This window comes from Candidatus Accumulibacter sp. ACC005, from assembly GCF_907163215.1.
In the GTDB taxonomy this organism is placed as follows: Bacteria; Pseudomonadota; Gammaproteobacteria; order Burkholderiales; family Rhodocyclaceae; genus Accumulibacter; species Accumulibacter regalis.
In genome coordinates this window covers 37,575-50,858 of sequence record NZ_CAJQUB010000010.1, presented here as the reverse complement: position 1 = coordinate 50,858, position 13,284 = coordinate 37,575, and the positions used below count along the sequence as shown (strand labels likewise).

Below are 13,284 nucleotides of genomic sequence, written 5' to 3'. Positions count from 1 at the left end.
TGCGTTGTGCGCTGGTCACAAAATGGCTACAGGCCCGAGCCGGAGGGCTTGCTATAATCCGCCCTTTTGCCGTGAATCCCGCCATGCTCAAGCTACGATCCCTGCTTTCCGTTCTGCTCTGTTTTCCCATTCTGGCGCTCGCCCAACAGTTGCCGATACCGCCGGCGCTGGCCGCCAAGTCATGGCTCCTGATCGAAATGACTTCAGGCCAGGAGCTGGCCGCCCAGGCGCCCGACGAGCGCCTCGAGCCGGCGTCGTTGACCAAGCTGATGACCGCTTATCTGGCGTTCTCGGCTCTCAAGCAGGGAACGCTCAAGCTTGACCAGGAAGTGCTCATTTCGCGCAAGGCCTGGAAGACCGGCGGTTCCCGGATGTTCATCCAGGTGGGTACCGAGGTCAAGGTCGAGGACTTGCTCAAGGGCATGATCGTGCAATCGGGAAATGACGCCTGCGTGGCCTTGTCCGAGGCCATTGCCGGCGACGAGGAAAACTTCGCCCAGATGATGAATCGCGAGGCGCACCGACTGGGCATGAAGGGCTCGAATTTCCGCAACTCGAACGGCTTGCCTGACCCCGAGCACTACACCACGGCGCGCGACCTGGCGACTCTGGCCAGCGCGCTGATTCGCGATTTCCCCGAGGAATACGCCAAGTACTGCTCGCTGAAGGAATACACCTACAACGACATCACGCAGCCGAATCGTAACCGTCTGCTGTGGATCGATCCGACGGTCGATGGTCTGAAGACCGGCTACACCGCGGCTGCCGGCTACTGCCTGGTGTCGTCGGCAAAACGCGGTCCGCGTCGCCTGCTGTCGGTGGTCCTCGGCGCGTCGTCGCCGAGCGTGCGCATCCAGGAGTCGCTCAAGCTGCTCAACTACGGCTTCCAGTTCTATGACGGCGTGCAGTTATACGCCAAGAACGCCCCGGTCTCCAATCTTAAAGTCTGGAAGGGCAAGGAAGCGACGGTGAATATCGGTTTTGCCGACGATCTGGTAATTGTCGTGCCCAAGGGCTACGGACCGAAGATCAAGACCGAACTGGTTTCCCAACAGCCCTTGCTGGCGCCGGTGACCTTGGGGCAGCCCTTGGCGACGCTGAAGGTCAGCGTCGATGGCAAGCCCTACGGCGACTATCCGGTGGTGGCGCTTGAAGCGGTGCCGGTCGCCGGAATCGTTGGCCGGGTCATGGACACCGTCCGGATGTGGTTCAACTAGGCGCGGCGTCCGAGGTGAAGGGAGGCTGTCGATGACCGCCTATCTCAACGGGCAGTTCATGCCGCTTGACGAGGCCAGGATCTCGCCGCTCGATCGTGGCTTCCTGTTTGGTGACGGCGCCTACGAAGTGATCCCCGTCTATGCTCGTCGTGCGTTTCGGCTCGAACAACACCTGGCCCGTCTGCAGCGCACCCTCGACGGCATTGCCCTGGCCAATCCGCATACGCTCGCCGAATGGTGCGAACGCCTGCAGCGGGTGATCAGCGAAAGCGAATTCGCCGATCAGTCGCTCTACCTGCAGGTCACTCGCGGCGCCGACAGCAAGCGCGACCAGAGCTTTCCGAGAGCGCTGCCGCCGACGGTCTTCATTTTTGCGACCGCCTTGCCGTCGCTGGCCGCGCAACGCGAGAACGGTGTCGCCGTGCTCAGTGCGGTGGATAATCGCTGGTTGCGCTGCAACCTGAAAACGGTCTCGCTGCTGCCCAACGTGCTCCTGCGCCAGCAGGCGATCGATGCCGGTTGTGCAGAAACGATCCTGCTGCGCGACGGCATTCTCAGCGAGGGGGCGACATCGAACATCCTGATGGTCAAGGACGGCGCGCTGCTGGCGCCGCTGCGGGACCACCGCATGCTTTCCGGAGTAACCTGCGATCTCGTTCTCGAACTGGCCGCAGCGCACGGCATGCCATGCCAATTGCGTGACATTGCCGACGCCGAACTGCGCGTCGCCGACGAGTTGTGGCTGACCTCATCGACGCGCGAAGTACTGCCGATCACCCGTCTCGACGGGCAGCCTGTGGGCAGCGGAAAGCCCGGCCCGGCGGTACGCCAGATGCAGGCCTGGTACACCGCCTTCCGTCAGCAGCTGGCGGGCCAGGGCAATGCCGGCGATGTCTGAAGAGCGTGACAGCCTGTTCGACTTCCCCTGTGCGTTTCCGCTCAAGATCATGGGCCTGGCCGACACCGCCCTGGCGCAGGAGGTGCTCGCCGTCGTCTTGCGGCACGCAGCGGATTTCGACGCGGCGACGATGTGCATGCGCGCTTCGAGCGGCGGCAAGTACGTCAGTCTGACCTGCACCATCAACGCGACCAGTCGAGCGCAGCTCGACACCCTGTACCGGGAACTAAGCAGCCATCCGCTAGTCAAGATCGTCCTATGAGCGACGAAGTGCGGCGCCCGCAGTCGGCGCCTGTGGCGGTCGTGGCAGCGAGGGCGGAGGGCGCGGAGGGGGTGGACTTGGCGGAGGAGGGCGGTGGTGCCCCATTGCGCGCCGTTGCGCCGTTGCCGTTGCGGGTCCGCAATCTCGGCCAAAGCGACTACCAGAAGACCTGGCGGGCGATGATCGATTTCACCGCCGCGCGCACTGACGAGACCGCCGACGAACTGTGGTGTTGCGAGCACCCGCCGGTGCTCACCCTCGGTCAGGCGGGCAGAGCCGAGCACCTGCTGGCCGATCTTGGCCTGCCGCTGGTGAAGACCGATCGTGGCGGCCAGATCACCTATCACGGTCCTGGCCAGGTGGTAGTTTACGTGTTGCTCGACCTGGGCCGGCGCAAGCTGAAAGTTCGCGAACTGGTCACCGCCATCGAGCAGGCGGTCATCGACCTTCTCGCCGCGCACGCGGTGCGGGCCGAAAGGCATGCTGGCGCGCCGGGGGTCTATGTGGGTCCGGCCAAGGTCGCGGCGCTGGGTCTGCGCGTGCGCAGGAGCTACAGCTATCACGGCGTCAGCCTGAACGTGGACATGGATTTGTCGCCTTTTGCGGCGATCAACCCTTGCGGCTACCCTGGTCTTCCGGTCACCCAGACCCGGGACCTCGGCATTTCGCTGACTCCGTCGCAAGCGGCGACGGCGCTGGCAGAACACTTGGCAGTACAACTGGAGCGCAGGCAACGATGAGCACGCAGGATCAAGATCGCGACGTGGCCAGGCCAGCGGCCCGGGTCGCCGGTGTCAAGGAGAGGGGCGAGCTGAAGACGGCGCGCATTCCCATCAAGATCGTTCCGCAGGCGCCGCAACGCAAGCCGGACTGGATTCGCGTCAAGGCCGGCAACGCCTCGGGTCGCTTCGGCGAGATCAAGAAGATGCTCCGCGAGCAGAAGCTGCATACCGTCTGCGAAGAGGCGGCGTGCCCGAATATCGGCGAATGCTTCGGCCGCGGTACGGCCACCTTCATGATCCTGGGCGACGTCTGTACGCGGCGCTGTCCATTCTGCGACGTTGGCCACGGCAAGCCGCTGCCGCCTGATGTTGACGAGCCTGCACATCTCGCCGACAGCGTGGCGCGGCTGCAACTGCGCTACGTGGTGATCACCAGCGTCGATCGCGACGACCTGCGCGACGGTGGCGCACAGCATTTCGTCGACGTGATCAGCGCGGTGCGCCGCAGTTCGCCGGCGACGACGATAGAAACGCTGGTCCCCGATTTCCGGGGGCGCATGGAAATTGCGCTCGAGGTGCTCGGCAGCTCATTGCCCGACGTGCTCAATCACAACATGGAAACCGTGCCGCGGCTCTACCGACAGGCGCGCCCGGGGGCCGACTACGCGCATTCGCTGGCGTTCATGAAAGGTTTCAAGGCGCGCTACCCGCAGATTCCGACCAAATCCGGACTGATGGTCGGTCTCGGCGAAAGCGACGACGAGATCCTCGAAGTGTTGCGCGACCTGCGCGCCAACGAAGTCGAAATGCTCACCATCGGTCAATACCTCGCGCCGTCCAGCCATCACCTGCCGGTCGCTCGCTACGTCCATCCGGACGTGTTCAAGATGTACGAGGAGCAGGCACTGGCGATGGGCTTTACCGGCGCCGCCTGCGGGCCGATGGTGCGTTCGAGTTACTGGGCCGACGTCCAGGCGGAAAGCGCTGGCGTGGCCTGAGCATCGGCGCTTCGTCCTTCGCCGCTCGCGCTCTGGCTGGTCGGCCGCTGGCCCGGCGGCTCTCAGTTATAGCGCATGAAGCGCGTCGGGTAGTGGGCCGTCGCCCAGGCCATGAACAGATACTTGGCGGTCTTGCCGATCGCCACGGCGGCAAGGATGCCGAGCGACGAAACGTCGGCCAGGGCGCAGAAGAGCAGCGCCGGGGTTTGCGGCATCGGTGAGCCGGCGATGATCAGTACGGCCAGCAGCCCCCAGTCCTGCAGCCATTCGCTGGCCCGCTGCCAGACCTCCATGCTGACCAGCTCGGGGTAGCGTGCGACGACGAACTCCCCTCCCAGGTACTGGAATATCTCGACCAGCACGGCTGCTCCACAGCCGCTCGCCAGGCCGCAGAGCAGGCCGAGCGTGCGCCAGCGTCGCGGTGCCAGGAGCACCGCCGGGATGAGGACGGCGACGAACGGGAAGCTGAAGGTGATGGTGGTGACAAAGGCGATGGCCGCGACGACCAGCGAATAGTGGCGGTAGCCGACGCTGCGCATGAGTAGCGCGCGCAACCATTCCGGAAGCAGGTGAGTTTTCATTCTTGCCGCATTTCAGGGTAATGCCGGGGAAATCGCCGTGTCGCCGTGGCTTGTGTCGGCGCCTGCGAGCAGGCTATTCTTACGCGCTCGGGCCACCACCGGTGACCAAAGGCCACGACGGAGGGACGTTGCATGCGCGGTTGCGTACAGATGGCGGGAATTGTAAGCGCTTTGCCGAGCCGCGCGCAGACTTTGGCGTTCGCAGCCCGTGGCAGCTAGGTCGCAGGGAGCGGTGCGGCCCGCATTGGCCGTACGACGGCCGGCCGGGTCGCCGCTGGCCAGGACCGCAGTTCGGTGAAGCTGCTGTTAGCGCTGGTCGCCCTGGCCGTGTCGGCATTGCCCGAACCTGCCTTGGGCGAACCTTCAGCCGCCCTGAAAAGGGCCGGCGAGTGGCCCGAAATTCCGCCGATCCTGGCGGGTCGGGCGAGTTTCTACGGGAAGCGATTCAGCGGCCGGAAGACCGCCTCCGGCAAGTCCTTTCAACACGAGAAGCTCTCGGCGGCGAGTAATCGCTTCCCACTCGGGACGATGGTCGCCGTGCGCCGCCCCTTATCCACCCATTGCGTGGTGGTCAGGATCAACGACCGCATGGGGCACGGTGGTCGCGTCATCGACCTTTCGCGAGCGGCGGCCGAACTCCTCGGAATGATTGAAGTGGGGGTCACCGACGTGGAAATCGTCCCCTTGCCGAAGCCCTTGATCGGGCACGAAAGTGCCTGCACCCTGGCCTTCATGCCGCCGGTCCGGCTGCCCTCCGCCGAAGGACGGCTGTCCGATCGCGCCGCAGACGACCGGCTCGCTGGAGGGCAGGCGTCCGACAATTGGCGCGATTGAGGACGCAGGGGTGGCGAGCGGCTGCCGCTTGCCGAGCAGGCGCTGTGCTGCTTGAACGCCGCCACGGTTGACCGCGCTAGGCAAGCTCGGGAATACTCATCCACAGCGTGCAGGCCCGGTGGCCAGGGGAGGGATGATGGACGAGGTGCTCGGCAACGAAGCGGCGACGAGAGAGGCGCCAAGAGGCAAGAAGTCGGTTGCCCTCTCCGGCGTCGTGGCCGGCGACACGGCCATCTGCGCGGTCGGCCGCAACGGCAATGACCTCCACTACCGCGGCTACGACGTCATCGCCCTCGCCGAGCACGCCACTTACGAAGAAGTGGCGTATTTGCTCCTCTACGGGCGCTTGCCGAGCGTGAACCAGCTCAACCAGTACCGCAAGAAGCTGAAGACGCTGCGCGGCCTGCCGGTGCGTCTGCGGCCGGTCCTCGAAAACCTGCCGGCGTCGGCGCACCCGACCGATGTGCTGCGCAGCGGCTGCTCGGCGCTGGGAACCATCCTGCCGGAGGCGCAGGATCACAACCCCGGTGGCGCGCGCGAGATTGCCGACCGGCTGATTGCCAGTTTCGGGTCGATGCTGCTCTACTGGTATCACTGGTCGCACAATGGTCGGCGCATCGAAACCGAGACCGACGACGACTCGATCGCCGCGCACTTTCTGCACCTGCTCTGCGGCAAGGCGCCGTCGGCGCTGCACGCCAGCAGTCTCGACAAATCGCTGGTGCTCTACGCCGAGCACGAGTTCAACGCCTCGACCTTTACGGCGCGAACCATCGCCGGAACCGGTGCCGACCTGTACGCCGCGGTCAGCGGCGCCATCGGCGCGCTCAGCGGTCCCCGACACGGCGGCGCCAACGAAGCGGCGTTCGAGATCCAGAGCCGCTACAACGATGCGCAGCACGCCGAGAGCGACATCTGCAACCGCCTGGCCAGGCAGGAGATCATCATCGGTTTCGGTCACCCCCTGTACACCATCGCCGATCCGCGCAACAAGGTGATCCGCGCCGTCGCACAGCAGTTGTGCAGCGATGGCGACAATCAGGCGCTGTTCGACATTGCCAGTCGAATCGAGCAGGTGATGTGGGAGCAGAAGCGCATGTTCCCCAATGTCGACTGGTTCTCGGGAGTGGCCTATCACATGCTGGCCGTGCCGACGCCGATGTTCACGCCGCTGTTCGTGATCGCCCGCACCAGCGGCTGGGCCGCACACATCATCGAGCAACGCATCGACGGCAAGCTGATTCGCCCGTCGGCCAACTACGTCGGGCCGGAGGTGCAGGAATTCGTCGCGCTGAACGCACGAAGCTAGCGTTGCCCGCGGAATCAAACCTGGGAATGCCGGCGACGACATGGTTTTGAGCGGCTCTCCTCTCCGGCGTGCTGGAAGTGGCGGCGGAAATGCGGCGCCACAGCCGCCCGCAGGTCATTGCGAGGAGGCGTCGCCGACGTGGCCATCCAGAGGTTTTGTTTTGCGCCTGGCTGACGTGGCGCGCAGTTCTTCAGAGAATGGAACTGGATTGCCGCGTCGGCTGCGCCCCCTCGCAATGACGGTGGACCGGGAATGGTTGCCCGGATTTGGCGACGCGGGCAGCGGTATGGGCCGGGCGAACTCGATCCACCCATCCACCCTACGCTTTCACGCTGCTGCCAGGGTCGCTGAAAGCCTCATCAAGAACGCAGCAGTACACTAGAATTGCGTCTCGTGCCGATTTTCCGGACTGGCCAGCGCAGCGCAGGTCGCTGCCTGGCCATCGCCGGGCGGCCCGGCAGGGCAGCAGGAGTAACACCATGTCATCGCGAATTGCCAAGTCTCGCCCCGAACCCGATCGGTTGCTGGTCGATATCGCCAGTTACGTTCTCGATTTCAAGGTCGAGTCGAGTGCGGCCTTCAATACCGCACGCTATTGCCTGATCGACGCCCTCGGTTGTGGCCTCGAAGCGCTCGCCTACCCGGCATGTACCAAACTGCTCGGGCCGGTCGTTCCGGGTACCGTGGTGCCCCACGGCGCGCGCGTTCCCGGTACCCGCTTTCAGCTGGACCCGATTCAGGCGGCCTTCAACATCGGCACCCTGATCCGCTGGCTGGACTTCAACGACACCTGGTTGGCGGCTGAATGGGGTCACCCCTCGGACAACCTGGGCGGCATTCTGGCCACCGCCGACTGGCTGTCGCGAACCCGCGTCGCCAGTGGCCAGGCGCCGCTGCAGATGCGCCAGGTTCTTGAAGCGATGATCAAGGCCTACGAGATACAGGGCGTTCTGGCGCTGGAGAACAGCTTCAATCGCGTCGGCCTGGATCACGTCCTGCTGGTCAAGGTGGCGACGGCGGCGGTGTGCGCCTGGCTGATGGGTGGCCAGCGCGAGCAGGTCATCAACGCCGTTTCACAGGCTTTCGTCGATGGCACTCCGCTGCGCACCTATCGGCACGCGCCGAACACCGGTTCGCGCAAGTCCTGGGCCGCCGGCGATGCGACCGCGCGCGGGGTCATGCTGGCCCTGTTTTCGCTCAAGGGCGAGATGGGTTATCCAAGCGCGCTGACTGCCCGCACCTGGGGCTTCCAGGACGCGCTGTTCAGGGGGCAGGCCTTGCGCGTTGCCCGCCCGTTCGGCAGCTACGTGATCGAGAACGTCCTCTTCAAGATCAGTTTTCCGGCCGAGTTTCACGCCCAGACGGCGGTCGAGTCGGCCGTTGAACTGCATTCGCAGGTGTGGCAGCGCTTGGCGAGCATCGAAAGAGTCGTCATCCGTACGCACGAATCCGCGCTGCGTATCATCGACAAGCGAGGGCCGCTGCACAATCCCGCGGATCGCGATCATTGCCTGCAGTACATGGTTGCTTTTGCCCTCATCAACGGCGCCCTCAGCGCTGACGCCTACGAGGACGAAGCAGCGGCGGATCCGCGCATCGACGCCTTGCGCGCGAAAATCGAAGTGGTCGAGGAAGCACGTTTCTCGGCGGACTACCTGAATCCCGAGAAGCGTTCGATCGCCAACGCGCTACAGGTCTTCTTCACCGACGGCAGTGCGACAGACGAGTTGATCTGCGAATACCCGCTTGGCCACAGTCGCCGACGCGCGGAAGGGATCCCGGTTCTGCTCGAGAAGTTCAGGAAACACCTGGCCCGGCAATTCAACTCCGCGCAGCAGGCCGTCATCCTCAAGTCGTCGCTCGACGTACGTGGCCTGGGGACGCTGGCGGTGAACGATTACGTCGATCGCTTTGTGCCGTGAGCCATTCGCCGTGGAGATCAGCGCCGCGCACCGGGGAGGAAGAAGGATGAGAGGCAATCTTGGCGCCAGCGCGCTGATCGTCGTCGGGAGCCTGGCGCTGGCCAGCAACCTGGGCCTGTTTGACGTCGATCTCGGGCAATTGCTGCGTACCTGGTGGCCTGTCCTGCTGATCCTTCTCGGCGTCGGGATGTTTCTCGCGCCGGGAACCGACGAGCCACGCAAGCGGCCGGAAAAGCGCTAAGCGACGGGGTTTCTGAGCGCAGCGCACTATCGCCGCCCGCCCCACTGCGCTTGCCGTTCGTCCCCTGCTGACGAAGGCGGCTGAAGCCTTATCCGCAAATTCTCCTGAATTCCCCCTAAAGACCCTTCTGTTTAAGCCGTTAGAAGCCTGTGGCCTGGAAAAAACCAGCGACCCGGGTTCGCCATCGGTGCGCGTACCGGAAAGGCTCGGCCGCGTGCCCGATGGGGGAGGCAGGAAGGAAGACGATGAGCGAATTCGCAAGGCCATCCGACGCGGCGCAGCGCCGGCTGCTGCAACTGCAGACGCCACTCCTTGCGCCGCAACCGCTCGAGCAGGCTGCCAGCACGCTGTGCAGCGAACTGGCCTGCACTCTCGCTTTCGATCGCGTCAGCGTCGGGCTCTCTACGCGTGCGGGCTTGACGCTCGTTGCCGCGTCGCCTACCGCCGGGTCCGGTGACGGCGAGGAACGCTCGCAGGCGCTGACCCTGGCCATGCAGGAAGCCATCGACCAGAATGCCTCGATTGTCTATCCGCTGCCTTCCGAGGCAGCACCGCGCGTTGTCCAGGCACACGCCCGACTGGCCGCGCAGGGTTCGGGCACGCTGCTCAGCGTCCCGTTGATCGGCGCCGGTCAAACGATCGGCTGCCTGTGCTTCGAGCGTCAGCGTGCCGTCACCGCCGACGAGTTGCGCGTTATCGAGCCTCTCGTCTGCATGCTTACGCCGTTGCTGGCACTCAAACAGCGGGCTGAACTGGGCTGGTCGGCGCGCGCCAGTGAAGCGCTGCGCGGCTACTGGGGCGGATCCGGGCGGCGCACGCGACGGCTGGCCTGGCTAGGTGGGCTGGTGGCGATCGTTGCTTTGGCCATGTTCCCGGTCAGCCACCGCATCGGTGCACCGGCGCGGCTCGAAGGCGCAACCCAGCGCGTGCTGGCAGCCCCCAGCGATGGCTATTTGCGCGCCGCGCACGTGCGCCCGGGCGACGTCGTCGCGGTCGGGCAGGTGCTGGTCGAACTCGCGCAGCAGGACCTGCTGCTGCAGAACCGCAAATGGGAAGCCGAACTCACGCAGCACCAGAACAGCGCTGCAGCGGCCCTGGCGCGCGCCGACCGCAGCCAGTACGCCATCGCCCAGGCGCGAGCTGCCGAGGCCGGTGCGCAACTCGAGCTGGCGCAAGCGCAACTGGTGCGCAGCCAGGTCACCGCCCCGATCGACGGCCTGGTCATCCAGGGCGACCTGTCGCAAGCGCTTGGCGCGCCGGTACAGCGCGGCGACGTCTTGCTCACTCTCGCCCCGCGAGACGCTTTCCGGCTGATCATCGAAGTCGACGAGCGCAGCATCGGCGGCGTCGTTCTCGGTCAGCGCGGCCAGTTGGCGCTGTCGGCTCTGCCCGGTGAGCGGCTCGACTTCGCGGTGACCCGTATCAGCCCGATGGCACTCACCCTGGAGGGGCGCAATGCCTTCGAAATCGAGGCTGCTTTCGGGCAGCCGCCCGCCGGGTTGCGCCCAGGGCTGAGAGGCGTCGCCAAGATCGACGCCGGGACCCGATCGCTGGCTTGGGTGGCGACGCATCGCGTCGGCGACTGGCTGCGCATGGCGACCTGGACATGGGGGCTTTGAAATGACGCAATCGCTGTTCAGCACGCAGTGGTATCGAGTCGCTCAACTTCATCCCCGCCTGCGCCCACAGGTACGGACGCAACGCCAGAACCGGCGCGGCCAGCCCTGGTACCTGCTTTCCGATACGGCGACCGGCCGCCAGCACCTGATCAACGATCCGGCTTACCAGTTCATTGGTCGTTGCGATGGACGCCACGACGTGCAGGGGGTCTGGGACAGCGTACTGGCGACGCTCGGCGATGCGGCGCCGACCCAGGACGAGGTGATTGCGCTGCTGGCGCAGCTCAACGAGCACGAGCTGCTGCAGTGCGAGCACACGCCGGATACCGCCGTTCTCTTCCAGAGGCGCACCGAGCGTCGTCGCCGCAGGCGCCGGGCGATGGTCAATCCCTTTGCCTTCCGCCTGCCCCTGGGCGACCCTTCGTCGTGGTTGCCGCGCTTCGATCCTCTGGCCTCGCTGCTCTTTCGTCCGGCGCTGTTGTGGGTTTGGCTGGCGCTCGTCGCCGTCGCCTTGCTGGTGGCGGGGGCCAACTGGAGCGAGCTGCAGGCCGAAGTCCGAACGCAGATGCTGACGCCCACTTATCTGGCGCTCGCCTGGCTCGTTTTCCCGCTCGTCAAGGCCCTGCACGAGCTCGGACACGCTCTGGCGATCAGGCGCTGGGGAGGCGAAGTGCACGAGATCGGCGTTGCCCTGCTGGTGCTGGTGCCGGCACCGTACGTCGACGCATCGGCGTCCTCCGGCTTCGCGCGGCGCAGCCAGCGGGCAGCCGTCGCCGCGGCCGGAATCATGGTCGAAACGACGCTTGCCGCGCTCGCTCTGCTGCTGTGGTTGAACGTTCAGCCGGGGCTGGTGCGCGACGTCGCGCTGGTGGTGATGTTCATCGGCGGCGTCTCGACGCTGCTCTTCAACGGCAATCCGCTGCTCCGCTTCGATGCTTACTATGTCCTCTGCGACCTGCTCGACCTGCCCAATCTGGCGACTCGCAGCAGCGCCTGGTGGAGCTATCTGGTGCGCCGCCACCTGCTGCAGGCGCCGGGCGAGGCACCGCAGTTCGTTGCCGGTGAATTGAAGTGGCTGTTGCTCTACGCGCCGCTCTCGTTTGCCTACCGGCTGCTGATTTCAGTGGCGATCATCCTCTGGTTCGGCGCCAAGTGGTTTCTGCTCGGCGTCGTCGCGGCGATCTATCTGACGGCTTCGATGATTGTGCGACCGATCGGGAACTGGGTCAGACACGCGCTTGCCGCCGCCGCACCAGGGTCGGAACTGACCCGTGTGCGTACCGGCATTGCGCTGCTGCTGGCGATTCCGGGTGTCCTGCTTTTCGTTTTGCCGTTGCCCTTATCGACCGTCGCCCCGGCGGTCGTGTGGTTGCCCGAGCAAGCGCAGGTGCGCCCCGAGGTCGACGGTTTCATCCGCCAGCTGCCGGTTCGCGACGGACAGTCGGTACAGCCTGGCGACCTGCTCGTGGTCCTCGAGAATATCGACCTCGTGGCCGCCCGCGAGCAGTTGACCGGTCGTCTGGGCGGGCTGCAGGCCGACCAGTACCAGCTTCTCCTGCGCGACCCGACCGGCGCGCAGAACCTCGCCGAACAGATCGCCCGTACCGAGGCCGAACTCGCGCGTGCCGAGCAGCGCATCGGCCAGCTCGAAGTGCGCGCCAAGGTTGCCGGCACCCTGGTCATGCCGCACCAGGACGACCTGCCGGGAACCTTCAGCCGCCAGGGAACGATCCTCGGTTACGTCCTTGAAGCGAGCGAGTTGCGCGTCCGCGCCGCGCTCGCCGACGAGGACGCGCATCTGGTGCGCAATCGTACCCGTCACGCCGAAGTGCGCCTCGCCGAGGCGCCGGGCAGGGCACTCTCGGCGAGTCTCGGCCAGGATGAGCCTGCCGCCTCGCACCTCTTGCCCAGCCCGGCACTTGGCGAGCGTGCGGGCGGGCCCTACGCGACCGATCCGGGCGACCCGGACGGCCGGCGCAGCATCGCGCCGGTTTTCCTGATCGACCTGACGCTCAAGGGCGCGCCGCTGGAGCGTGTCGGCGGCCGGGCCTGGGTCCGTTTCGATCACGGTTTCGAACCCCTGGCCGGACAAGTCTTCCGGCGCGCGAGCCAACTCTTCCTGAAACATTTCGATCCCGGCGAATGAACGCTCGGCTCCCTGACTATCTGCCATGAGATGCGCCGACCTGCCGATCCCCGGATTGTTCTGGGGCGACTACCCGGAACGCCAGCCTGCTGCCGCCGAACCGCAGACGCGCCGCTTCCCGGCTGCGCTGAAGGTGCTTGGCGATCGCGCGCAGGGGCTGCTGTCGAACACGCCCCCACTCCTGCTGAGCGCATTTTCCGGCCAGCGCAAAGCGTTCCGCCGACTCGGCCCGGCGCAGTTCAGGGAGGCCGTACGCACGCTGCGGCTGCAGCTGCAGACGGACGGCATGCGCGATACCCATCTCGCCAGCGCCTTTGCGCTGGTCGGTGTCGCTTGCGAGCGCGAGCACCAGATTCGAATTTTCGACACCCAGGTCATCGCCGCCTGGATCGTGCTCGGTAATCGCCTGGCCGAGATGGCCACCGGCGAGGGCAAGACCTATGCCGTGGCACTGGCGGCCGCCACTGCCGCGCTGGCCGGCATTCCGGTCCCCCTGTGTCAGAGTAGTTGCCGCCTCGATAGAATCTGAAACTTG

13 protein-coding genes are annotated in these 13,284 nt (G+C 65.7%); 12 read left to right on the top strand and 1 reads right to left on the bottom strand.

Annotated elements, in window-relative coordinates; genetic code table 11:
* Positions 1–83 precede the first annotated feature (83 nt).
* From QZ613_RS11880 to lipA, 5 genes are all read left to right on the top strand, one after another.
* The gene (locus QZ613_RS11880; RefSeq protein WP_291982646.1) at positions 84–1,217 is read left to right on the top strand and encodes a D-alanyl-D-alanine carboxypeptidase family protein; all 1,134 of its coding nucleotides are present in this window, start codon (positions 84–86) and stop codon (positions 1,215–1,217) included.
* A 31-nt stretch (positions 1,218–1,248) separates the two neighbouring features.
* The gene (locus QZ613_RS11875; RefSeq protein ID WP_043565684.1) at positions 1,249–2,115 is read left to right on the top strand and encodes a D-amino acid aminotransferase; all 867 of its coding nucleotides are present in this window, start codon (positions 1,249–1,251) and stop codon (positions 2,113–2,115) included.
* Entirely contained in the window at positions 2,108–2,377 is a 270-nt protein-coding gene (locus QZ613_RS11870; protein ID WP_043565769.1) for a DUF493 domain-containing protein, read from the top strand. The genes QZ613_RS11875 and QZ613_RS11870 overlap by 8 nt, the downstream gene beginning before the upstream one ends.
* Positions 2,378–2,556: 179 nt before the next feature.
* Positions 2,557–3,117 (top strand): lipoyl(octanoyl) transferase LipB, encoded by a 561-nt coding sequence (lipB, locus tag QZ613_RS11865; RefSeq protein WP_291863605.1) that lies wholly within the window; start codon positions 2,557–2,559, stop codon positions 3,115–3,117.
* On the top strand, positions 3,114–4,097 hold the full coding sequence (gene lipA / locus QZ613_RS11860) for a lipoyl synthase (RefSeq protein ID WP_291982645.1): 984 nt from the start codon (positions 3,114–3,116) through the stop codon (positions 4,095–4,097). The genes lipB and lipA overlap by 4 nt, the downstream gene beginning before the upstream one ends.
* 62 nt (positions 4,098–4,159) lie before the next feature.
* Here lipA and QZ613_RS11855 read toward each other — a convergent pair whose 3' ends face one another.
* Complete coding sequence (locus QZ613_RS11855) at positions 4,160–4,678, bottom strand: hypothetical protein (RefSeq protein ID WP_291982643.1); 519 nt, start codon at positions 4,676–4,678, stop codon at positions 4,160–4,162.
* Between the two features lie 294 nt (positions 4,679–4,972).
* On the opposite strand from QZ613_RS11855, the gene QZ613_RS11850 reads away from it, so the two are divergent.
* The 7 genes from QZ613_RS11850 to QZ613_RS11820 all read left to right on the top strand — a co-directional run bounded on the left by QZ613_RS11850 (position 4,973) and on the right by QZ613_RS11820 (position 13,278).
* Entirely contained in the window at positions 4,973–5,512 is a 540-nt protein-coding gene (locus QZ613_RS11850) for a septal ring lytic transglycosylase RlpA family protein (RefSeq protein WP_291982641.1), read from the top strand.
* Between the two features lie 133 nt (positions 5,513–5,645).
* A complete protein-coding gene (gene prpC / locus QZ613_RS11845) occupies positions 5,646–6,821 on the top strand; it encodes a 2-methylcitrate synthase (RefSeq protein WP_291982639.1) in 1,176 nt (391 codons plus the stop codon).
* Between the two features lie 479 nt (positions 6,822–7,300).
* Positions 7,301–8,743 (top strand): bifunctional 2-methylcitrate dehydratase/aconitate hydratase, encoded by a 1,443-nt coding sequence (locus tag QZ613_RS11840; protein WP_291863794.1) that lies wholly within the window; start codon positions 7,301–7,303, stop codon positions 8,741–8,743.
* Positions 8,744–8,789: 46 nt separating this feature from the next.
* On the top strand, positions 8,790–8,984 hold the full coding sequence (locus QZ613_RS11835) for a DUF5668 domain-containing protein (protein WP_043565679.1): 195 nt from the start codon (positions 8,790–8,792) through the stop codon (positions 8,982–8,984).
* Positions 8,985–9,229: 245 nt separating this feature from the next.
* On the top strand, positions 9,230–10,603 hold the full coding sequence (locus QZ613_RS11830) for an HlyD family efflux transporter periplasmic adaptor subunit (RefSeq protein WP_291982637.1): 1,374 nt from the start codon (positions 9,230–9,232) through the stop codon (positions 10,601–10,603).
* A gap of 1 nt (position 10,604) precedes the next feature.
* Entirely contained in the window at positions 10,605–12,749 is a 2,145-nt protein-coding gene (locus QZ613_RS11825) for a biotin/lipoyl-binding protein (RefSeq protein ID WP_043565674.1), read from the top strand.
* Positions 12,750–12,774: 25 nt separating this feature from the next.
* A complete protein-coding gene (locus QZ613_RS11820) occupies positions 12,775–13,278 on the top strand; it encodes a hypothetical protein (RefSeq protein WP_291982636.1) in 504 nt (167 codons plus the stop codon).
* Positions 13,279–13,284: the final 6 nt, after the last annotated feature.